This window comes from Bradyrhizobium sp. 521_C7_N1_3 (assembly GCF_052075975.1).
Lineage (GTDB): Bacteria > Pseudomonadota > Alphaproteobacteria > Rhizobiales > Xanthobacteraceae > Bradyrhizobium > Bradyrhizobium japonicum.
Genome location: NZ_CP197232.1, coordinates 8,926,950 through 8,948,189, shown reverse-complemented (window position 1 = coordinate 8,948,189; position 21,240 = coordinate 8,926,950). Strand labels below are relative to the sequence as shown.

Below are 21,240 nucleotides of genomic sequence, written 5' to 3'. Positions count from 1 at the left end.
CTCACATCCCGTACAGGATTTTCAGCTCGCCGCTTGCGCGCAACGCGAGTGTGATCCCGTCGGCGAGCAGCAAGGCCTTGTCGAACTGCACCGAGGAGAGCTTGCCTTCCATGCGAAAGCCGTCCTTGAGCGGACGCGTCAGCCGCTGGTTCGCCGCCATCAGCAGGTTCTGGTAGGAGATGCCATAGTCAATATTCACGGCCTGCTTCAACTGCGCGACGATCGACTGCAAGCCGGGGTTTGGCTCTCCGTCCTGCGCGGCGAGATCGAGATCGGCAAGCGCGACGCTCTTGCTCGCATCATCCACCTTCAGTGCGCCGGAGAGATAGCTCCATTGGCCTGCATCGGGGTCGCTGTCCGACGTCTTCGCAAGACGCAGGCCGATCACAAGCTTGCCCGCGGACGGATAGACCTGAACCTCGCGCAAGGCGCTGTCCTGCGCCGGCAGCGCGGCGATGGCCTGGCTGATCTTGTCCTTGATCGCGTCGTAGCCGAGCCGGACCGGAAGGATGACGTCGAACGTTCCCGGCGCGGTCACGTCGGTGCCAAGCGGCGGCAGCGATGTCGGGGTGACGCTCGCACCCTGCTGCCCGATCGACGTTACGGCACTGCCGGAGAGTTCGAGCGAGCCGGACAACACCTTGTCGTTGGCCCGCACGCCGGCAAATGCGGCAGCTTGCGGCGTTACTTGCAGCCAGACCGGCGGCTCGTCGGCGAGCTTCATCGGTTCGAACGCATGCGCCCAGGCAGCGGCCGCCTTGTCCCGCAGATTGAGTTTCCTTGCCGCGGCCAGCGCACGTGACCGCACGCGCGCGAGCTGCGTGCGGATGCGCGGCTCGACGTAGGGCGCAAGATCGACTTCGCGGCCGAGCACGTGCAAATAAGGTGCCTCGCTCCAGTGGAAGGAGTCGCTGAAATTCAGGTCGAGCGACCAGTCCTTGCGCAGCGCGGGCCGTGCCTCTGCCTCGATCGTCGCACGCGCTTCGGTCTGGCCGCGGATGCGCGCGGTGAAGCGGTTGGCGCCCTGGCCTTCGGCCGCGCCGTAGATCGAGACTGCACCATAGACGCGGTCGCCGCGGCCATAGAGCGAGACGCCGCTGGTGCGATTGACGAAGCCAAACACGTCGCAATTGGCGTTGACACGGAACATCAGTACGCGGCGGTGCACGCAGTTGACGCGCTCGTCGATGGTGGCAAGCCGCTTGGGGATATCCTGCTCGATCGCCTTGGCGAGCGCCGGCAGACCGAACTCGATGGTTGCGGACACCCGCGAGGTCGTGGCGAGCGGCGCCGGCGGATCGGGAGCGAGCGGCGGCTTGTCGGCGGCGTGCGCGGCTTGCGCGAGTGCGATGAGGGCGAGCGCAACAAGCCCGGTACGTTTCACCGAACGGACAATTCGTAAAGGAACGGGCATTCTTCTTATTCCAGCTTGGCCCTGCTTCGCGCCCAGGCCGCCGGCAGCGGTGCCGTTCGGTCTTCAGAGCAAAATCGCGGAAGGAGAGGGCGGTCAGTTGGTCAATTATTGCTTGTATTCAATGGCCACGTATCGCAGCACTTGTATGGCGCGGCATCGCGCTTTGAGCAAGGCTTTGTATATCGGTCCGGTACGATGGTCGTTCTTGAATTGCTCAAAAGAGATTGACGCCGCCCCGGTCCAAATGATCACGCGACGACGCTTCTCCGCGGGCGCTGCGCTGTTTGAGTCTGAGAACTGCCGGCCGAGACGAAACGGTCAGCGCCACTGCCATTTCGAATCGTCTCCGTGCGTCAAGTTCACGCCGCGCGTGCATTCCGTCTTTGCACTGCCCATGATCCGGCGTACTCTGTGACTGCGAGCAGAAGTGCAATAGCAACCAGTCTTGGAAACGTAGCTCCTTTTGGCGATGTCCGCCGAGAGAGATTGAGAGCTGTTGGCAGCTCATATGCGATGGAGAAGAACCGACACTTAGCGAGCTGCAAACATCCCTCGCCGCGTCTGCGAGACGCGAGTTCAACAAACACAAAAGCGGGAGGAACGGATGAAGAAGCGTTGGTGTAATTCTGGTCTACCTCTTGTTGCCGGCGCGACGCTGATCGTGTCGTCGGCGTTGGCCCAAACCGTGGATACGGCCCGGATCGAGAGCGCCGGTCAGAACGATTGGCTCACCTATCACGGTTCGTACAAGTCCCATCACTACAGCCCGCTCGCGCAGATCAATGCCAACACCATCGGCAATCTGGGCGTAGCCTGGACGCATATTCCCGGACGATCGACGCGCGGCCTGCAGTCAATGCCGCTCGTGGCCGATGGCGTGCTTTATTATTCGGGTTCGTACAGCCGGGTCTTTGCGCTGAACGGCGCGACCGGCGAGGTCATCTGGTCGTTCTTTCCGGAACTCGACGAGGCGCTCATCAGCCGACAGACCCACTCGCCCTACAATCGCGGCGTAGCGCTTGGTGAAGGCAAGGTCTTCGTCGGTACGATGGATGGTCGTCTGTTCGGGCTCGATGCGAAGTCGGGAAAGGTGCTCTGGGAAACCAGGCTGATCGACTCGCAGAAGCTCACGGTCGGCTTCACCGGCGCGCCGCTTTACGCGAAGGGGAGCGTCATCATCGGCTCGCAGGGGGGTGAATGGCCGGGTCGCGGCCCGATCTTCGCTGTCGATGCCACCACCGGCAAGAAGAAGTGGGAGTTCCTGACGGTCGCGGGCACCGACGAGGCCATGAAGACCTGGGGCAACGATTCATGGCGCACGGGCGGTGGCGGCGGCTGGATGCCGGGCACCTACGACTCCGAGACCAACTCCATCCTGTGGGGCACCGCGAACCCGGCGCCGCTCTACGATTGGTCGGGCGCCGACTACAAGACGCAAGGTGCGCGTCCCGGCGACAATCTCTATACGAGTTCGGTCATCGCTCTCGATATCGATACCGGTAAGCTGAAATCCTACCATCAGGAACTGCCGCACGACGCCTGGGACTTCGACAGCGCCGTCGGCGAGTTCGTGATGCTCGAGCGTGACGGCCAGAAATACGTTGTTCATCCGAACAAGGGCGGCTTCGTGTTCGTCTACGACCGTAATCTTGGCGTGAAGAACGTCTGGCGGCTGGTCGAGAACATCAACTTCGTCAAGGATATCGATCCCAAGACAGGTGCGCTGATCGGCCGTCGCGATTTCCCCGTCGGGAAGGTCACTGAAGTACCGCTGTGTCCGTTCATTGGCGGCGGCATCAGCTGGAATGCCGGCTCGTACAACCCGAAGACCGGTCTTTACTACAAGATCGGCCAGGAATGGTGCATGACGCTGGATATTCAGAAGACGACGCCGGTCACCACGCCCCAGGTCCAGCTCAACATCGGCGCCGACTTCAAGATGGTGCCGCCTCCGAGCGGCGAGATCTACGGACATCTCGACGCGCGCGACCCGATAACGGGCGCGAAGAAATGGGAGGTTCGCTTTCCCGAGCCGCCCCTTGGGAGCGTTTTGTCGACCGCAGGTAATCTCGTGTTCGTGCCCGACTCCCGCGGCATCCTTCACGCCTACGATGCCGAAACCGGGGCCGAGTTGTGGAAGCACAACAACGGCACCGGCCACCAGGGCGGTATCGTCAGCTACTCCGTCGGCGGCAAGCAATATATCGCTGTGACAGCCGGCTTCGGCGGAATGCTGGCGGACGAATATGCACCAAACTTTGGCGGCGTCTATAAGAGCATGCCGCGCGACGACGGCGCCCTCGTCGTCTTCAGCTTGAAATAGTCTGCCTCAAACGATCTGCCGAGAAGCGGGTGCAAGCCCGCTTCTCGGTCGATTGTAGCGGCCGCGCGTGATTCAGGAATGGAGCGGACGTGTTGAAACTGCATTCGATGTCGCTTCCGGCGGTGCTAGGGGCTTCGTTGCTGTGCGTTGTGGTGGCTCGAGCTCAATTTGCCACGCCGGCGCCGGACAACGGGTCGTTGGACGTCGAGCAGTTGTTCGCGGGGACCTGCGGCTTTTGCCACTCCGACGGCGGCCGGGCTGCCGGCAGGGGGCCGCAACTGATGAATTCGCAACGAGACGACGACTTTCTGCACAACCGTATCAAGATCGGCAAGCAAGGTGCGATGCCGGCATTCGGCGAGAGCTTCAGTGACGCGCAGATCGACCAGATCGTCAAATATATCCGCGCCTTGAAGCCGCGCGAAGGCTGACCCTCCGGAACCTGATCCATCCAGATGAGGACGCGGCATGAAGGCAATTGTCCTGGTTATCGTCGGTGCCGCCATCGGGCTGTCGGGACCGGCGCAGGCGCGAACCCTGGACGCGATCCGCGCGAGTGGCGCGCTCGGACTATGCGCGCATCCCAACTCGCTTCCTTTTGCGCGCAAGGGCGGTGATCCGCCCGGCTTTCAGGTCGAGTTGGGACAGGCGTTGGCACGCGAGCTCGGTGTCCCGCTGCGGCTCGACTGGATCATCACGCAGTATCAAATGCGCAGCGCCAATTGCGACATTCTCCTGGATGTCATCGCCGATCGCGAGGCGCAAGGCGAAACCCGCTTGAGGATCTCGAAACCGTATTATCGCACGGGCGTCGCGCTCGCGGTGCCGACATCCAGCGCGCTCACGTCGTTCAAGAGCCTCAGCGAGCATACCAAGGTGGGGGTGCAGGTCGGCTCTGTCGCCGCCATGATCATCGGTCAGCGGCGCGTGCCCATATCGACCTTCGGCTTCGAGACCGACAGCCTCGACGCCGTATCAAACCATGAGATCGATGCGGCTGCGGTCACGCCCACCGCGGCGAGCTATTTCAATCTGACGCATCCCGACAAGGCGCTCCGGATCCTGGATCGCGACGAGGGCGTGGCCGACCTCAACTGGAATGTCGCCGTCGGCATGATCCGCCCGGATGATGCGTTGCGCGAGGCGATCGACGGGGCGCTGCAACGGCTGCGCAACGACGGCACGATCGATCGGATCTATCGCCGTTACGGTATCGTCCTCGAGGCGCCGAGGTAGCCGTGCGTCTCGGCCCCGGCAGTCCAAAGGGCTCGATCAATCGAGGCGTGGCACTCAGCAGGCGCAATGTCCTTCAATATCTGGCCGCCGGAATGGCAATGGGAGCGGCTTCGGTATCCGCGAGCGAGAAACGCAAGATCGGTCTCCAACTCTATACGCTCCGCGACCTCCTAAAGAACGACTTTGAGGGCACCCTGCGCAACGTTGCTCGCTTCGGCTATAGCGAGGTGGAGTTCGCCGGCATTCTCGGCCCCGACGTGAGGCGCACCGGCGAGCTTTTGCGCAGCCTCGGTCTCAGCGCGCCGTCGTTGCATCTCGAATATGGCAACCTGCGGGACAAGACCGGATCATCGTTCGACCTCGCCCATTCGCTTGGCAGCCGGTTCGTCGTCTGTCCATGGCTTGATCCGCCGGAGCGACAGACAATCGATGACTGGAAGCGGATTTGCGACGAGTTGAACAGGATCGGTGAACTGGCGACGCGCGCGGGGTTGACGCTCGCCTATCACAATCATGATTTCGAGTTCGCAGACCTCACTGGCGGCATCCTGCCATACGACGTTCTGCTCAGCCGCACGGACGAGCGCTTCGTCAAGTTCGAGCTCGATGTCTACTGGGCAGCCAGGGGCAATCTCGACTCCGCGCGTGTTCTGAGGGCGCATCCATCGCGATTTCGCTTGCTTCATCTCAAGGACATGGCGACGGATGGATCAACCACCGAGTTGGGGCGAGGCACGATCGATTTCGCCGCGATACTCGACGCTGCGTTTGAGAGCGGCGTACAGCATGTGTTCGTAGAGCAGGACATCTCCGCCGAGCCCTTGCGAAGCATTGAGATCAGCATCGCTTTCCTTCGCCGCCAACCGCATTTTGCGCAGGGCAGATGATGCTGCCGTCCCGGCCCGGAGCCGGGACGGCAGTGCCTCGACGGTTCGCTACGCCGCCGCCTTCTTCCGCGCCTGCTCGGCCTTGTACAGCTCGAACTCTTCGGCGATCGCCTTCGCGACCGACGGCCGCTGGCGCAGGCGGTCGTGATACGCCTTCACGTTCGGCCATTTGGCGAGCTCGATCGGCGGGGTCGCCATGGTCCAGTTGATGACCGTGACGAGATAGGCGTCAGCCACGCTGAAATGGTCGAGCAGGAAGTCGCGCCCCTTCAGGTAGTTGTCGAGATAGTCGAGCCGCGACAGGTTCTTCTCCAGTGCATAGGCCTTGGTTTCCTGCGGCGCCTTGCGGTCGAGCAGGGGGATGAAGAGGCCCTTGTGCAGCTCCGTGCCGATGAAGCAGAGCCATTGATGCAGCCGGGTGCGGTCGATGCCCTGGGCCGCACCGAGGCCGGATTGTGGGAACCGATCCGCGACATATTGCAGGATCGCGGCGTTCTCGGTCAGCACCACGCCCTCGTCGGTGCGCAGCGTCGGCACGAGGCCGATCGGGTTGATCGTGCCGAAGTCGGTGCCGTCGTTCAGCACTTTCTTGGTCGGCGGATCGACTTCGAGATAATTCGCTTCGGCGCCGGCTTCATACAGCGCGACGCGAGTCGCCATCGAACAGGCGAGCGGCGAGAAATAAAGATCCATCTTGGGCCTCCTTGGGCAATTCCTCGTTGTCAGTGTCGCTCAACCTGGCCAGATTGATTTTTGTACCATCTTGTATAATATAACGGCGGTCAAGGATTAATTTGCGAAATGGTACAAAAAGCGAAGCCGCCAGCTGCTGCCAATGAGCCGAAGCGCCGTGGCCGTCCGCGCGCCTACGAGCCCGAAATCGCGCTCGGCAAGGCGCTCGACCTGTTCCGCCGCCAGGGTTTTGCGGCGACGTCACTAGACGATCTCAGCGAAGCGACCGGCATGAACCGGCCGAGCCTCTACGGCGCCTTCGGCGACAAGCGCGAGCTCTACATCAAGAGCTACCAGCGCTACCGCGAGGAGGCGCGCGCCTCGATGGTCGATATCTTTCGCCAGGAGATGCCGGTGCGCCAGCGGCTCGAGCGCATCTTCGCGTCCGCGCTGAACATCTATCTCTCCGGCGAGACCGGTCCGCGCGGCTGCTTCACGGTGGTGACCGCGGCGTCCGAAGCCGTCGGCGATCCCGAGATCCGTGCCATGGTGCTGGATGGACTGACCGAGCTCGACAAGGCCTTTGCCAGTTGCTTCCGCCGCGCCAAGGAGAAGGGCGAGCTGCCCGCGAGCGCCGACCCGGCCGCGCTGGCGCAACTCGCCTCCGCAACCGTGCATTCGATCGCCATCCGCTCCCGCGCCCGCGTGTCGCGCAAGGAGCTCGAGGCGATCGTGAAGGGGGCGATTGACGTGATGGTGGGGGCAAAAAGTGAGGCTGTCGTCCCGGGGCGCGCATAGCGCGAGCCCGGGACCCATAACCCCAGGGAGGTGTTTGGCGAAGACTCGGAGTTACCAGTCTCGCGCCGCAACTGCTCCCTGGGGTTATGGGTCCCCGCCTTCGCGGGGACGACAGCGAGAATGCGGCGCGAGTCTACGCCCGACTACGCCGCGCGAATATGCGCGAGGAAGCGATCCACCTCGTCCCGCAGCCGCTGCGACTGCTTCGACAGCTCGATTGCCGAGCCCAGCACTTCCTCGGCCGCCGTGCCCGTCGCGGCGATGCCGGCGGTGACACCGGAGATGTTTTGCGAGACTTCGCCGGTGCGGGCGGCCGCCTGCTGGACGTTCTGTGCGATTTCCTGCGTTGCCGTGCCCTGCTGGCCGACGGCCGCGGCGATCGCGGCCGAAATCTCGTCGACCTGCTGGATCGTCGCGCAAATGGACTGGATGCCGTCCACTGCGCCTGTGGTCTCGCCCTGCACCGCCGTTACCTGCGCGCCGATCTCCTCGGTCGCCTTCGCGGTCTGGGTTGCGAGCGCCTTCACTTCGGAGGCAACCACAGCAAAACCGCGCCCGGCTTCGCCTGCGCGCGCCGCCTCGATCGTCGCGTTGAGCGCGAGCAGATTGGTCTGCCCCGCGATGCCATTGATGAAGGAGACGACGTCGCCGATCTTCTGCGCGGTGTCCGCGAGGCTCTGGACCCGCGCGTTCGACTGCCGGCCGTCGCTTGCGGCCCTGCCGACGACTTCGGTCGCGTGGGCGAGGCGGCGGCTGATCTCGGTCATCGACGAGGACAATTCCTCCGCGGCGGCCGCGACCGTCTGCACGTTCTCCGAGGCCAGCGCCGAGGCCGACGACACCGCGCGGGTCTGCTGCCGCGACTGTTCGACGATGCCGGACATCGAGCGCGCGGTGTGCTCCATCTCGACCGCGGCCGCGGACACCGTGGTGACGACCTCGCGGATGCTGGCCTCGAAATTGTCGGCCAGCGCGGCGAAGGCGCGGCGCTTCTCCGCTTCGGACCGCGCCTGGATGTCGGCTTGCTCCGCCTGAAGCTTGTTGAAGTTGACCGCATTGTCGCGGAACACCGCCACCGCCCTCACCATGGCGCCGACCTCGTCATTCGCCTTGGTGGCGGGAACGGCGACGTCGAGCCGGCCGTCGGCGAGTTCGCGCATCACCGATGTGATCGAGAGAATCGGGCGCGAGATGCTGCGGGCGATGAGATAGCCGACGAGCGCCGCCAGCACGAGGCCGAGCGCGGCAATTCCGATCGCCAGCAGCCAGGCGCGGTCGGCAGAGGCCTTGTAATCGGCGTTGTCCATCACCAGTTCGACCGCGCCCAGCGGCTTTCCGGAAAAGTCCTTGATCGGTCCGAGCAGCGCGGCGACCGGCGTGTTGTCGAGCCTGGCCTGCCGCACGGTGAATCCGTCGCCGGCAGCGCGGCTGTAGTCGGCTGCATCGAAGAAGCTCCTGCCCTTCAGCGTGCCGCCGAACAGCTTGAAGCCCGAACCGTCGGCGAGATGGAAGGCGATGTCGACATGGCGGCTGGCCTTGAAGTCGTCGAGGAAGGGCTGGCCGAAGGTCAGGCCGAATTCGACCGTGCCGAGATGCTTGGCCCCTTGCGCGATCGGCACCACGCCGCGGATGCCGAGCCCGGCCACGCCACCTTCCAGACCGACCACGACCTTGTGGTCCTGGTTGGCGACGACGACGGTCTTGCGGAAGCCCGAGAGGTCGTCGCCGAACTTGGCCGGCTGGTGGACGCGCAGGTAGGAGGTCGCCGGCGGCACGTGGAACTGGAATTGATCGACGCCGTAGTCGGATTTGATGGCGGCGAACACCGGTCCGAACAGGCGCACCAGCGCCTCCCGATCCTGCTTTGCCATCGCCTCCTGGGTCGCCGGCATCGCCGCCACCACGGCGCTCATCGCGGCGGCGCGGTGCGATTCCTCGGCGATGCGCGACTGCAAGGCATCGTAATGGCTGCGCAGCTCCCGCTGGTCGGCCCGGTCGATGATCCCGGCGATGATCCACATCGCCCCGAGCACTGCAAACAGCGCGGTCGCCGCCGCGGTCACCGCCAGCGCAACCGTGATCCGCATCCTGAGGCCGAGCGTTGCCCGCATGTCCGACTCGTTGTTTGAGCGTTGGTTAACAACGCCTATCAACTTCTCGCTAAGAGAGGGTGAACGAGGCGGGGACGACAACCGAGGGTGTCTGCAGAGCCCTAATATCCCCGTGCCCGGTCCACCACGTTCTCCAGCGCACCGCCGGCCTCGAACTTTGCGATTTGCTCGGCGACATAGGCCGAGATTGCATCCGCGTCGGTGTCGGCCGCATTGTGCGGGGTCAGCAGCACCTTGGGGTGGGTCCAGAACCGGCTGTCCGCAGGCTGCGGCTCCTGCACGAAGACGTCGAGCGAGGCCGCGCCAAGCGTGCCGTCGTCGAGGCAGGCCAGGATATCGGCTTCGTTCTGCAAGCCGCCGCGACCCGCATTGATCAGAACGGGCGCGCCGAGCGGGCTGCTGCGGTTGAGCCTGGTGAAGACGTCGCGGTTGAGGATGCCGTGCGTGTCAGGCGTCAGCGGCAACAGCGAGATCAGGATGTCGGTCTTGCGCAGGAATGCATCGATCTGCGCGGCGCCATGGAAGCATTCGACGCTCTCGATCGTGCGCGGGCTGCGGCTCCAGCCGGCAACGCGGAAACCGAGCCGGCGCAGCACATCGGCGGCATCGGCCCCCAGCGTGCCAAGCCCCATCACACCGACGGTGACGGCGCTCGCCGGCCACTGATATTGCGGCTCCCAGCGTTTTGCGCGCTGCGAGTCCCGCAGGTACAGCTCCTGGCGGTGGTGCATCAGCACGTGCAGCACGACATATTCGGTCATGCGATTGGTGAGATCAGGCACGGCGACGCGCACCAGCGGCACATCGGGCAGGCTCCTGTCGGCCATCAGCGCGTCGACGCCGGCGCCCAGATTGAAGATCGCACGCAGATTGGGGAAAGAGCCGAGGTCGCCCGGCACCGGCTTCCATACCGCGGCATAGTGCACCTCGGCCGGATCGAGCCCGGCGTCGGGCAGCAGCACCACGCGGCGGCCGCCGCAGACCGCGTCGAACCGGGCCTTCCAACGCTCCGGCAGCCAATTCTGCTGCGTGCTGTTGATCAGGACGGCCAGTGTGCCCATGCTCATTCGAAGTGCCTCGTCGGTTCCGCTTTGAAAACCCTCCTTGGCACGATCCGACGGATTTTTCTCGCAAATTTTTTCCGCAGTCCTGTCGGGGCGGGGCATATTGGATCGTCTTAAAAACAAGCGTTCAGGAAGGTGCTGCCCATGCTTTATGCGATCCTCTGCTATCACGACGAGGACTTCGTCGGCTCCTGGAGCAAGGAGCAGGACGAGGCCGTGATGAAGAAGCTCGCCGTGGTGCAGGACAAGCTCACACAGCAGGGCCGGCTGGGTCCGGTGGCGCGGCTGCTGCCGACGACCGCGGCGGCGACGCTGCGCAAGGAAGACCCGCCGCTGGTGCTCGACGGCCCCTATGCCGAGACCAAGGAGCAATTGCTCGGCTTCTACATCGTGGATTGCAAGAATCTCGACGAGGCGCTCGACGTGGCGCGCGACCTCGGCGCGGCCAATCCCGGCGGAGCTTATGAGGTGCGCCCTGTGGGCGTGTTCAGGCCCGGAGGAATTTCGGCGTGAGTGACACCGACACCGCCTGGATCGAGACCGCGCTGACCTCGGCGCGACCCCAGGCGGTCGGCGCGCTGCTGCGCTATTTCCGCGATCTCGACACCGCCGAAGAGGCCTTCCAGAACGCCTGCCTGCGCGCGCTCAAGACCTGGCCGCAGAACGGGCCGCCGCGCGATCCCGCGGCCTGGCTGATCATGGTCGGCCGCAACGTCGCCATCGACGAGGTCCGCCGCGCCCGCAAGCAGCAGCCGCTGCCCGAGGATGACCAGGCCATCTCCGACCTCGACGACGCCGAGGGCGCGCTCGCCGAGCGGCTCGACGGCTCGCACTACCGCGACGACATCCTGCGGCTGATGTTCATCTGCTGCCATCCGCAGCTGCCGGCGACCCAGCAGATCGCGCTGGCGCTGCGCATCGTCTCCGGCCTCACCGTGAAGCAGATCGCGCGCGCCTTCCTGGTCTCGGAAGCGGCGATGGAGCAGCGCATCACCCGCGCCAAGGCGAAGGTCGCCGAGGCCGGGGCGCCGTTCGAAACGCCCGGCGCGGTCGAACGCTCCGAGCGGCTCGCCGGCGTTGCCGCAATGATCTACCTGATCTTCAACGAAGGCTATTCGGCCAGCGGCGACACGGCGGAGATCCGAAAGCCGCTCTGCGAGGAAGCGATCCGGCTGGCGCGGTTGCTGCTGCGGCTGTTCCAGAGCGAGCCGGAGATCATGGGGCTCGCGGCGCTGCTGCTGTTGCAGCATGCGCGCAGCGCCGCGCGCTTTGCCGCGGACGGCGCGGTGATCCTGCTCGACGACCAGGATCGTACGCTTTGGAACGGCAACATGATCGCGGAAGGCCTGGCGCTGATCGACAAGGCGATGCGCCATCGCCGCAGCGGCCCCTATCAGGTCCAGGCCGCGATCGCCGCGCTGCATGCGCGCGCGTCGACGCCCGAGGAAACCGACTGGACGCAGATCGACCTGCTCTATGGCGCGCTCGAACTGATGCAGCCGTCGCCGGTGGTGACGCTCAACCGCGCGGTTGCGGTCTCCAAGGTGCGCGGGCCGCAAGCGGCGCTCGAGCTGATCGAGCCGCTGGCGCCGAAACTCGCCAACTACTTTCATTTCCACGGCGTGCGTGGTGCCTTCCTGATGCAGCTCGGCCGTAACGACGAAGCCCGCATCGCCTTCGACCGCGCCATCGCGCTCGCCAATACTTCGGCCGAGGCCGCCCATATCCGCATGCACATTGATCGCCTGATCCGGGACAGCCAGCCGAAAGGCGGCAAAGGGAGCGCCAAGCAGGGCGCAAAGGTGAAGTAGGGCACTCCTATAGCCACATCGTCATGCCCGGGCTTGTCCCGGCCATGACGGGCGGTGGGAGTGTGCCGAAAAATTCCCTCCCGAATTGTCGGCTCCCGCCGTTCCCCTTCGTCTTAATCCCATATCCAGGGAGTCCAATCATGCTGAAAGCCATTGCCATCATCGCCGTCGTGCTCGCCGCCGGCATAGCCGCGGTCCTCGTCTTCGCATTGACAAAACCCGATACGTTCCGTGTCGAGCGCTCGCTCGCCGTGAAGGCGCCGGCCGATGCGATTTATCCGCACGTTGCCGATTTCCATTTCTGGATGAGCTGGTCGCCCTATGAGGATCGCGACCCCGCCATGAAGCGGACCTTCGGCAGAACCACGTCAGGCAAGGGCGCGACCTATGCCTGGGACGGCAACAACAATGTCGGCGCCGGGCATATGGAGATCCTCGAAGCGAGCACGCCGTCGAAGCTTCGCATCAAGCTCGATTTCGAGCGCCCGTTCGAAGGCCACAACACCGCCGAGTTCACCTTTGTGCCGCAAGGCGATGCCACACTGGTCACATGGGCGATGTACGGTCCGGCGCCGTTCATGTCCAAGGTGATGCAGGTGTTCATCAACATGGACAACATGATCGGCAAGGACTTCGAGGCCGGCCTCGCCAGCCTGAAGAAGCTCACCGAGAAGTAACCAGGCTTGCTGCCCAAGGCGCAGCTAAGGAGCTGCCAAGAGACCGTTAAGAAACTGCAAGGAACTGCCAGGGAATCGCCAAGAAAACTAAGAGAAGAGGAGAGAAACGATGATCAATGCCTATCTGTTCTATCAGGACACCTGCGAAGCGGCGTTCAACTTCTACGCCAAGGTTCTGGGCGGCAAGATCGACGCCATGATGCGCTCATCGGAAGCACCGCCGGACATGCCCGCCGCGCCCGGCCGCGAGAAGATGATCATGCATGCGCGGATGTCGCTGCCCGACGGCAGTGTGCTGATGGCCTCCGACGCGCCACCCGAGCATTTTCAGAAAGCCCAGGGCTTTTCGGTCTCGCTCACGGTCACGGACCCCGCGGATGGCGAGCGCAAGTTCAACGCGCTCGCCGACGGCGGCACCGTCACTATGCCCTTCAGCAAGACGTTCTGGGCCAAGGGCTTTGGCATGTGCGTCGACAAGTTCGGCATTCCCTGGATGGTGAACTGCCCGGCCGAGGGCATGTGACAGGCGCGTCGGCCTGACACGCCAAGCCGCGATCCCTCTCCCGTTGTTACGGGAGGGGGCGACTCATGCTGTCGTCATGTCACACGGCTGATCGCCGCGCGCTCGCTCACCGGAGCGATCCGGGCGCGTCATCGCTTGGCGGGGGCGATTCAACGCAGCGAGGGCAGATCACGAGTTTCGTGCCAAGCCGCCTGTCGTTCTCCGCCTCGATTTCGTCATGGACCACCCACCACGCCTCGGAGAACGGGCGCAAGGTGCCGAGCACTCTTTCCCGCTCCTGATTGGGATTGTCCTGCGCAGGCGCCGGGTTCGCTGCGCTCCGCTTTGTGACAGAGGGACGGTGATGGGCCTGGTTCGGATCCCGGCCGAGGCCGTCCCATGCGATCGGTCGGCGCTCCTGCGCCGGCGCCGCCGCGCATCCGAGGAGCGCTGCGCAAAAAGTGAGCAAGACGAAGCCGTGACGGAGCATGCCGGACCCTTGGTGCGGTACGCAACACGCAAACTCCGCGTGCGGAGCCTTGCATCGCGCCGGTTAAATGGAACCTAAGGGAAACGACGTGGCCGCCAGGCCCAATATGGAATCGTGCTCTCGCATCACATTGCGAGAGCAGTGAGGCCGCTTCGTGAAATGATGCGGATCGCATCGCACAACAACTGGCGAAATATTAGGCTGTGAACTCCACGATAGAATCGCTAATAATTTCTTCATAAATTTTACAAACGGGGTGGGCGCAACTTAGAAGGGGAGCGACCGATGGCAGCGGCGCTACAAATCAATTTTGCACTTTGGGGCATGCTCATCTGCGCGACCTTGGAATTGGCGCAGACCATCCAGAGGCTCTACTAGGCCCGACGAAATGCGTGACCGGCGCAATTTCGCCATCGCGCGTGCCTGCTAGCCCACCAGCAACGCGATGAGCGTGAAGCTGACGCTCGCGATCACGATCATCGAGAGGATGTAGTTGCGCGGCCGTACCGTTCGCGCGCGCGGCGGTCTCTGCCGCTGCAGTGGTTCGCTCACCCGCCATGCGGGCGCCGTCGGCGCGAGCGCAGCCTCTGCGCGCGAGCCGATATATTTCACATAGAGCTCGAGCAGCCGCAGCTCGGACGGCAGGTCCATCAGACCCTCGCGGTGGCGCCGCGACAGCAATTCGAATTCGACGGTTTCCTGGGAGCTCAACTGGCCAAGGACAATGCGTCCCTGGTCCGACAGGCGGTAGTGAAAATCGAGGGGCTGCACAGCCTGCGACCGGTTTGAAAATGAGCAATCTTGAAAAAGCGGAACCATCCTAGTCTGTGACCATTGCTGCGATTATGACGGCCCTGCAGCCATCGTGACCCGAGCGGCCTCAATCCGGACGGGACCATCATAGACGGCCGGAAAAAGCCGGGAACCGCGTAAATTGGGCAGGCATTGCCAAGCGGTTGAGCGGATTACGTGTCCGGATCGTCGAGATTTTGCAAAACTGCCTAATCGCCGGACAGCGGCGGATACAGCCCGGTCACATCGCTGGCCGCCGCCTGTTGCTCAGCGGCAGCGTGGATAGATCGCCGCAAGGTCGCGGCCCTTCAGCAAAAGCAATCTGGACGAGAGGCCACCGTGCCGGCTGATCCAGTTGCGCACCGGGCCGGGATAGGCCTGCAGCACCGCGTCGGAGGCTTCGGGCTCGGCATAAAAACGCCCACGCCGATCGACCGAACGCGCCGCGTGGAAGCCGAGTATCGCGCGTTTGGTGACGCAGATGCGCTCGCCCGGCACGATGCTCAGCACCAGCGTGCAGGCGGACAGGCACGGACCGTCGATCACCACGCGCTCGCCGCTCTCGCGCACCTGCTCGAACAGGTCGAGGAACGGCCCGACCTCTCCGCCCGGCGACTGGATGATGCGGATTTCGGCCATGGCGGGGGTGGCGGTAAAGAGCGCGGATGCGAGCATCCAGGCACCAACAAAGAACATGCGTCGCATGGAGCACTCCACAAGCTCGATCCCGCAGGGTGGGCAAAGCGTAGCCCACCAATGGCATCGCAAATCTGGAGGGAAGGTGGGTACGGCGCTTCGCGCCTTTGCCCACCCTACAAATCCTGCGCCTACCCGTTTCGCCGTTCGCCGCGCAGCGTCGGCAGGCCGATGCCAGCCGCATCGAAGCCGCCATCGACGGCCAAAATTTGGCCGGTGATGTAGCTCGATCGTTCCGAGCACAGGAAATAGATCGCTTCGGCGAGTTCCTCCTCCAGGCCGTAGCGGTTGAGCGGGATGGCGTCGTGATAATCGGCGCGGATCTCCCTGCTGTGCACCTGCTTCGCCATCGCGGTGTCGACCGGCCCCGGCGCGACCGCGTTGACGCGGATGTTGAGCGAGGCGAGCTCGACCGCGAGCTGCTTGGTCAGGTGCGCAAGGCCCGCCTTGCTGGTGCCATAGGCCGAACGCAGCGTCGAGGCGCGCACCGCCGAGATCGAGGTGACGTTGACGATGGCGCCGCCGCCTTGCTCGCGCATCAGCGGTGCGGCCGCCTTGGTGCACAGGAACGGGCCGGTGAGATTGACCGCCATGATCCTGTTCCAGTCGGCGTCGCTGGTCTCCAGCACAGGCGCGAACACGGCGACGCCGGCGTTGTTGACGAGCGCATCGAGCCGACCGAAGCGGCTCATGACCGCCGCCGTTGCAGCTCCCACGGCGGCTGCGTCGGACACGTCGCAGGTGATTGCCAGCGTATTATCGGGATTCTTCAGCGCCGCCGCCGCGCCAGCCTGCAGCTCCCCCTCGATATCGAGCAGCGCCACGCGCCACCCTTCGGCCAGGAATTTCTTGGCCGTCGCCAGCCCGATGCCTCGCGCGGCTCCGGTGACGAGGGCGACGTTTTGTGGGGCCTGCGGCATTTGCTAATCTGTCCTGTGTTCGAAAGGGGCGCGCACGAGCGCCGGCTCCTTTTACTTCGCTTTCGTCCCGGCAAGAAGGGCTCCAGCCCATGCTCATCGATCCCAGCACGATCCCGCTCGAGGAATGGCGGCCAGGTGTGAAGACCCGCATGGTGACATCCGCGCGCAATTGCGCGACCGCGCTCTGCATCTTCGAGCAATGGGTCGATCCCGGCGCCGGCGCGCCGACGCACAGCCACACGGTCGAGGAGGTGCTCACCGTGCGGGCGGGCGAGGCGGAGATGTGGATCGAAGCCGAGCGTATCACGGTGGCGGCCGGACAGGCGCTGCTGGTTCCCGCCGGCCGCAAGCACGGCTTTCGCAATTCGGGAGCGACCATGCTGCATGTCCATGCGGTGTTGGCCTCGCCGGTCTTCGAGATGCTGCCGGACGGGGCGAGTGAAGCGACGCGACGCTGGGAGCGGTAGGGCAAGGGCGCCGGTCTCTCTCACCGTCACCCCAGGGTGGCCGCTTCTTCAGCGGCCCTCAACGGGCGACGGGGATAGTGCTAAAGCGAGAGCTTACGCCAGCTCCGCCGACGCGCGCTGCATGTTCGACGACATGTCGGAGGTCACGATGCTCTGCTCCTCGACCGCGGCCGCGGTGGAGGCGATGAACTCGTTGACGCCGGCGATCGCGGCCTTGATCGCGGTGAGCGAGCTCGCAACGTCGCCCGAGATGGTGTTGAGCGCGTCGATTTCCGAGGTAATCGTGTCGGTGGCCTGCTTGGCCTGGCTGGCGAGGTTCTTCACCTCGGAGGCGACCACGGCAAAGCCGCGACCCGCTTCGCCCGCCCGCGCCGATTCGATCGTGGCGTTGAGCGCAAGCAGGTTGATCTGACTGGTGATGCCCGAAATCATCTCGACGATGCCGCTCATGGCCTGGGCCGCCGCAGTCAACTTCTGAGCCTGACCGTCCGCAGACTCGACCCTGGTGGTCGCGACCTTGGAGGTCTCGCGCGATTTCGCCATGGTCTCGGAGATCTCGCGGATCGAGGCGCTCATCTGCTCGCTGCCGGCCGCGACCGCCTCGATCAGCCCGCGCGCGTTGTCGGCCTTCTTGCGGCCGATCGCCTGCGCGGTGATGTCGGTGGCGTATTTCACCACCTTGTAGGGTTTTCCGTTGAGGTCCAGAATCGGATTGTAGGACGCCTGGATCCAGATCTCGCGGCCGCCCTTGGCGATCCGCTTGTATTCGGCGGCCTGGTATTCGCCGCGGTTGAGCGTCTCCCAGAACTGGCGGTAGGCCGCCGAATTCTTCTCGTTCGGCTCGACGAACATGGAATGGTGCTGGCCCTTGATCTCGGCCAGCGAATAGCCCACCGCCTTGAGAAAATTCTCGTTGGCGGTGCGGATCGTGCCATCCATGTTGAACTCGATCACCGCCTGCGACTTCTGGATCGCGGCGAGCTGGCCATCACTGTCGGCGGCCTTCATCTTCTGCGCGGTGATGTCGGTCGCGAACTTCACCACCTTGAACGGCTTGCCGGTCTCGTCGAGGATCGGGTTGTAGGTCGCGAGAATCCAGATCTCCTTGCCGCCCTTGCCGAGCCGCTTGTACTCGGCCGCCTCGAACTCGCCGCGGTTCAGCCTGGCCCAGAACGCGGCATAGGCCGAGCTCGCGCGGTCCTCGGGCGTCACGAACATGCTGTGATGCTTGCCCTTGATCTCGTCGAGCGAATAGCCCATCGCGCCCAGGAAGTTCTCGTTGGCGGTGACGATGGTGCCGTCCATGTTGAACTCGATCACGGCCTGCGCGCGGTTGATCGCGGCGATCTTGCCGGAGTCTTCCATGGTCTTGATCTTGTACGCCGTGATGTCGGTGGCGAACTTGATGAAGCTGACCACCTTGCCGTTCTTGTCCAGCAGCGGGGCGTAGGAGGCATGAACCCAGACTTCCTTGCCGTTCTTGCCGAAGCGCTTGTATTGCGTGGTCTGGAATTCGCCGCGGTTCAGGCTGGCCCAGAAGTCGCGGTAGCGGGCGCTCTCGCGCTCAGTCGGGGTGACGAAAATGCTGTGATGCTTGCCCTTGATCTCGGCGAGCGAATAGCCGCTCATTTTCAGAAGGTTCTCGTTGGCATCGAGGATGGTGCCATCGAGATCGAACTCGATGACGGCCTGCGAGCGATCAAGGGCGTCGACCTCCGCGAGCGCGTGCTGGATCCTGGCCTTGCTGTTGAAATTGAACACTTGAAGGTCCCCGGAATGGTTCAACTATGCGTCGGCCGAGCTGCAATGGGCCTTCCCGAAAAAGTTGCATGCACGCGTTGATCAACTGTAAACCCTTGCAGCCAGCTGCGCGGCCTCCGGCGCTGGCCATGTTGTTCTGTGCGCAAAGATTCTCGTCCTATATGCACGGCGGTGGACATAGTCGGTCCGTAATCGTACGGACCCGCCTTGCGATATTTTTCCCATCGTCCTTGTTGAAATTCGGCGAGCAATGTCGGGGCACGCGTTCGTGCATCGTCTTCGAGAGGATTTTCTCTGCGGAGACCATCAATGCCCGACGACCGCGAGCGCCTGATTCGAGACCTCTTCGCAGCCTATCTCGGCAACGACCGGCAACGGGTCGCCGACGCATTGGTCGACGATTTCCGCTTCACCAGTCCGTTCGACGACGACCTCGACAAGGCGGCCTATTTCGAGCGCTGCTGGCGGGACAGCGGCTGGATCGCGCGACACGACATCGAGCGGATTTTCGTCCGGGGCGACGAGGCCTTCGTCACCTATCTCTGTCTGGCGACAGATGGCAGGAGCTTTCGCAACACGGAGTTCTTCACCTTTGCCGGTGGCAAGGTCCGCCGCATCGACGTCTATTTCGGCGCTGCCCGGAAGGATGGGCGTTTCCTGCCACAGCCGCGCTAGCGGCCGGCGCAATGACCTCCGGAATAATTTTCATCACCCTGTCGGTTCCGTAAAGATTGGTTCGTCTTAGAGGTGAGGGCGGGCGGCCCGGGCCGCCGCTCCCGTCCTTCCGGGGTGGCGCAGCGCCGCGCAAACCCGAAACGACAAAGCAAACAAGGACTGCTCATGCGATTCATGATGCTGATGATCCCGCTCGGCTACGAGACCGCGCCGCCGGACGTGCAACTCGATCCCGAACGCGTCGCCGCGATGATGCGCTACAACGAGGCGCTGAAGGATGCCGGCGTGCTGATCACGCTCGACGGCCTTCACCCGCCGTCGATGGGCGCGCGCGTCTCGTTCGCGACCGGCGAGCCCATCGTGACCGACGGCCCCTTCGCCGAAGCCAAGGAGGTCCTGGGCGGCTACTGGATGATCGAGGTTGCCTCGCGCGAGGAGGCGATCGCCTGGGCGAAGAAGTGCCCGGCCTCCGCCAATGAAGTCATCGAGATCCGGCAGGTGCAGGAGATGGCCGACTTTCCGCCGGAGGTGCAGGCAGCCGCCGCCGGCTTCGACGATCTGAAGACGTAGCCGAGACGGCCGCGGATCAATTCGCGGCTTCGTCGATCCATCATCCATCAACAAAGGAGAGAACCAATGAGCACCGATACCTATCTCGCCGTTTTCCTCGGCAGCAAGAGCAGCCCGCAATGGGCCGCATGGAACGCGATGTCCGAGACCGAGCGGAAGGCGAAGGAGCAGCAGGGCATGGCGGCCTGGAAAGGCTGGGTCGAGAAGCACCAGGGCGCGATCCAGGCCATGGGCGGCCCTCTCGGCAAGACCAAGAAGGTCGACAGCAAGGGCGTCGCCGACATCGCCAACGAGATGGGCGCCTTCACAGTCGTCCGCGCCGCGTCCCATGAGGCCGCAGCCAAGATGTTCGAGAACCACCCGCACTTCGCGATCTTCCCCGGCGAACGCGTCGAGATCATGCCGGTGCTGCCGATTCCCGGCGGCTAGGCCGTGTCATTTCGGGGCGCGCGCAGGCGCGAACCCGGAAATCTCGAGATTCCGGGTTCGGCTCGTCGAACAGCCCCGGGTCGAGCCGCCCCGGAATGACGAGATGGCCGGTTAATCAAATCCGGCCTGCGCTAGTGACTTCACGCCCGGCTCATGTAAAAGCTGTTCACATGAGCTGGCGTAAGGACCAGGGCCGCACCGAGCGCGGCTATCACCACGGCAATCTGAAGGAAGCCCTGTTGCAGGCTGCCCTCGGGCTGATCGCCGAGAAGGGCGCGGCCGGCTTCACCTTTGCCGATGCCGCGCGCATGGCCGGCGTCAGCGCGGCGGCGCCTTACCGGCATTTCCGCGACCGCGAGGAGCTGCTGTCCTCGATCGCGCAGCGCGGCTTCGAGCAGTTCGAGCAGCGCCTGACCGCGGCGTGGGACGACGGGCGCCCGGATACGGTCACGGCGTTCGAGCGCGTCGGCAAGGCCTATCTCGCCTTTGCCCGCGAGGAGCCCGCCTTCTACAACGCGATGTTCGAATCAGGCGTGCCGGTCGATTCAAATCCGGCCCTGCAGGCCGCCAGTGAGCGCGCCTTCAACATCATTCGCGCAGCCGCCGAGCGGCTTGCGGCGCTGGCGCCGCCCGGCACGCCGCGGCCACCGGCCATGATGATGGCGCTGCACATCTGGTCGATGGCCCACGGCGTCGCGTCGCTGTTCTCACGCGGCGACGCCGCGCGGCGAAAACTGCCGATGTCGCCGGATGACCTGCTCGAAGCCGAGGTGCTGATCTATCTGCGCGGCCTCGGCTTCCCGACCGACCGCCGTCCGCCGGCACGAAGCGCCGAGCCGCCGCCGGTACCACCGGAGGCATCCTCCGGTTCTGGCCTGCCGCCCGGCGGCCCCTGGGGCAGGCCGAAATAAAATTGCGCAAATAATTCGGCGACCCTGTCAGGCG

The 21,240-nt window shown here is 64.2% G+C and carries 23 protein-coding genes; 14 read left to right on the top strand and 9 right to left on the bottom strand.

The window, feature by feature from the left end:
- Position 1 precedes the first annotated feature (1 nt).
- Positions 2 to 1,414, bottom strand: a complete 1,413-nt coding sequence (locus tag AB7008_RS42315) for a DUF4403 family protein (RefSeq protein WP_441260771.1) — start codon at positions 1,412 to 1,414, stop codon at positions 2 to 4.
- A gap of 604 nt (positions 1,415 to 2,018) precedes the next feature.
- Between AB7008_RS42315 and AB7008_RS42310 the strand changes: the two genes are divergently transcribed.
- The 4 genes from AB7008_RS42310 to AB7008_RS42295 all read left to right on the top strand — a co-directional run bounded on the left by AB7008_RS42310 (position 2,019) and on the right by AB7008_RS42295 (position 5,860).
- Complete coding sequence (locus AB7008_RS42310) at positions 2,019 to 3,737, top strand: pyrroloquinoline quinone-dependent dehydrogenase (RefSeq protein ID WP_028161104.1); 1,719 nt, start codon at positions 2,019 to 2,021, stop codon at positions 3,735 to 3,737.
- Positions 3,738 to 3,844: 107 nt separating this feature from the next.
- Positions 3,845 to 4,168: a c-type cytochrome gene (locus AB7008_RS42305; RefSeq protein WP_441260770.1), complete on the top strand. Its 324-nt coding sequence runs from the start codon at positions 3,845 to 3,847 to the stop codon at positions 4,166 to 4,168.
- A gap of 37 nt (positions 4,169 to 4,205) precedes the next feature.
- Entirely contained in the window at positions 4,206 to 4,973 is a 768-nt protein-coding gene (locus AB7008_RS42300; protein ID WP_248879920.1) for a substrate-binding periplasmic protein, read from the top strand.
- A gap of 2 nt (positions 4,974 to 4,975) precedes the next feature.
- Positions 4,976 to 5,860, top strand: coding sequence for a sugar phosphate isomerase/epimerase family protein (locus tag AB7008_RS42295; protein WP_441260769.1), 885 nt, complete (start codon positions 4,976 to 4,978; stop codon positions 5,858 to 5,860).
- A 48-nt stretch (positions 5,861 to 5,908) separates the two neighbouring features.
- Here the strand turns inward: AB7008_RS42295 and AB7008_RS42290 are convergent, their stop codons facing one another.
- A complete protein-coding gene (locus tag AB7008_RS42290) occupies positions 5,909 to 6,553 on the bottom strand; it encodes a glutathione binding-like protein (protein ID WP_441260768.1) in 645 nt (214 codons plus the stop codon).
- Positions 6,554 to 6,661: 108 nt separating this feature from the next.
- Between AB7008_RS42290 and AB7008_RS42285 the strand changes: the two genes are divergently transcribed.
- Entirely contained in the window at positions 6,662 to 7,330 is a 669-nt protein-coding gene (locus AB7008_RS42285) for a TetR/AcrR family transcriptional regulator (RefSeq protein ID WP_304491397.1), read from the top strand.
- 143 nt (positions 7,331 to 7,473) lie between these two features.
- On the opposite strand, the gene AB7008_RS42280 is transcribed toward AB7008_RS42285, so the two are convergent.
- Positions 7,474 to 9,441 (bottom strand): methyl-accepting chemotaxis protein, encoded by a 1,968-nt coding sequence (locus AB7008_RS42280; protein WP_304491396.1) that lies wholly within the window; start codon positions 9,439 to 9,441, stop codon positions 7,474 to 7,476.
- A gap of 101 nt (positions 9,442 to 9,542) precedes the next feature.
- A complete protein-coding gene (locus AB7008_RS42275; RefSeq protein WP_441260767.1) occupies positions 9,543 to 10,508 on the bottom strand; it encodes a 2-hydroxyacid dehydrogenase in 966 nt (321 codons plus the stop codon).
- A 141-nt stretch (positions 10,509 to 10,649) separates the two neighbouring features.
- Between AB7008_RS42275 and AB7008_RS42270 the strand changes: the two genes are divergently transcribed.
- The 4 genes from AB7008_RS42270 to AB7008_RS42255 all read left to right on the top strand — a co-directional run bounded on the left by AB7008_RS42270 (position 10,650) and on the right by AB7008_RS42255 (position 13,516).
- A complete protein-coding gene (locus AB7008_RS42270; protein ID WP_028161096.1) occupies positions 10,650 to 11,018 on the top strand; it encodes a YciI family protein in 369 nt (122 codons plus the stop codon).
- Positions 11,015 to 12,316: an RNA polymerase sigma factor gene (locus AB7008_RS42265; RefSeq protein ID WP_304491394.1), complete on the top strand. Its 1,302-nt coding sequence runs from the start codon at positions 11,015 to 11,017 to the stop codon at positions 12,314 to 12,316. The genes AB7008_RS42270 and AB7008_RS42265 overlap by 4 nt, the downstream gene beginning before the upstream one ends.
- A 140-nt stretch (positions 12,317 to 12,456) precedes the next feature.
- Complete coding sequence (locus AB7008_RS42260; RefSeq protein ID WP_028161094.1) at positions 12,457 to 12,993, top strand: SRPBCC family protein; 537 nt, start codon at positions 12,457 to 12,459, stop codon at positions 12,991 to 12,993.
- A 109-nt stretch (positions 12,994 to 13,102) separates the two neighbouring features.
- Positions 13,103 to 13,516 (top strand): VOC family protein, encoded by a 414-nt coding sequence (locus AB7008_RS42255; RefSeq protein ID WP_028161093.1) that lies wholly within the window; start codon positions 13,103 to 13,105, stop codon positions 13,514 to 13,516.
- A 106-nt stretch (positions 13,517 to 13,622) separates the two neighbouring features.
- Here the strand turns inward: AB7008_RS42255 and AB7008_RS42250 are convergent, their stop codons facing one another.
- The 4 genes from AB7008_RS42250 to AB7008_RS42235 all read right to left on the bottom strand — a co-directional run bounded on the left by AB7008_RS42250 (position 13,623) and on the right by AB7008_RS42235 (position 16,393).
- Positions 13,623 to 13,985, bottom strand: coding sequence for a hypothetical protein (locus AB7008_RS42250; protein WP_304491393.1), 363 nt, complete (start codon positions 13,983 to 13,985; stop codon positions 13,623 to 13,625).
- Between the two features lie 426 nt (positions 13,986 to 14,411).
- Positions 14,412 to 14,756: a hypothetical protein gene (locus tag AB7008_RS42245; protein ID WP_441260766.1), complete on the bottom strand. Its 345-nt coding sequence runs from the start codon at positions 14,754 to 14,756 to the stop codon at positions 14,412 to 14,414.
- Between the two features lie 288 nt (positions 14,757 to 15,044).
- Positions 15,045 to 15,473, bottom strand: a complete 429-nt coding sequence (locus AB7008_RS42240) for a hypothetical protein (RefSeq protein WP_439711327.1) — start codon at positions 15,471 to 15,473, stop codon at positions 15,045 to 15,047.
- 131 nt (positions 15,474 to 15,604) lie between these two features.
- Positions 15,605 to 16,393, bottom strand: a complete 789-nt coding sequence (locus AB7008_RS42235) for an SDR family NAD(P)-dependent oxidoreductase (RefSeq protein ID WP_014492391.1) — start codon at positions 16,391 to 16,393, stop codon at positions 15,605 to 15,607.
- A gap of 89 nt (positions 16,394 to 16,482) precedes the next feature.
- On the opposite strand from AB7008_RS42235, the gene AB7008_RS42230 reads away from it, so the two are divergent.
- Positions 16,483 to 16,860 (top strand): cupin domain-containing protein, encoded by a 378-nt coding sequence (locus AB7008_RS42230; protein WP_304491390.1) that lies wholly within the window; start codon positions 16,483 to 16,485, stop codon positions 16,858 to 16,860.
- A 93-nt stretch (positions 16,861 to 16,953) separates the two neighbouring features.
- On the opposite strand, the gene AB7008_RS42225 is transcribed toward AB7008_RS42230, so the two are convergent.
- Entirely contained in the window at positions 16,954 to 18,621 is a 1,668-nt protein-coding gene (locus tag AB7008_RS42225; RefSeq protein ID WP_441260765.1) for a methyl-accepting chemotaxis protein, read from the bottom strand.
- 309 nt (positions 18,622 to 18,930) lie between these two features.
- On the opposite strand from AB7008_RS42225, the gene AB7008_RS42220 reads away from it, so the two are divergent.
- The 4 genes from AB7008_RS42220 (at position 18,931) to AB7008_RS42205 (ending at position 21,206) form a co-directional block, all read left to right on the top strand.
- Complete coding sequence (locus AB7008_RS42220) at positions 18,931 to 19,296, top strand: nuclear transport factor 2 family protein (RefSeq protein ID WP_441260764.1); 366 nt, start codon at positions 18,931 to 18,933, stop codon at positions 19,294 to 19,296.
- Positions 19,297 to 19,461: 165 nt separating this feature from the next.
- Positions 19,462 to 19,866 (top strand): YciI family protein, encoded by a 405-nt coding sequence (locus AB7008_RS42215; protein ID WP_028152208.1) that lies wholly within the window; start codon positions 19,462 to 19,464, stop codon positions 19,864 to 19,866.
- A gap of 66 nt (positions 19,867 to 19,932) precedes the next feature.
- On the top strand, positions 19,933 to 20,295 hold the full coding sequence (locus AB7008_RS42210; protein WP_441260763.1) for a hypothetical protein: 363 nt from the start codon (positions 19,933 to 19,935) through the stop codon (positions 20,293 to 20,295).
- A gap of 170 nt (positions 20,296 to 20,465) precedes the next feature.
- Positions 20,466 to 21,206 (top strand): TetR/AcrR family transcriptional regulator, encoded by a 741-nt coding sequence (locus tag AB7008_RS42205; protein WP_014492396.1) that lies wholly within the window; start codon positions 20,466 to 20,468, stop codon positions 21,204 to 21,206.
- The last annotated feature ends 34 nt before the right edge of the window (positions 21,207 to 21,240 follow it).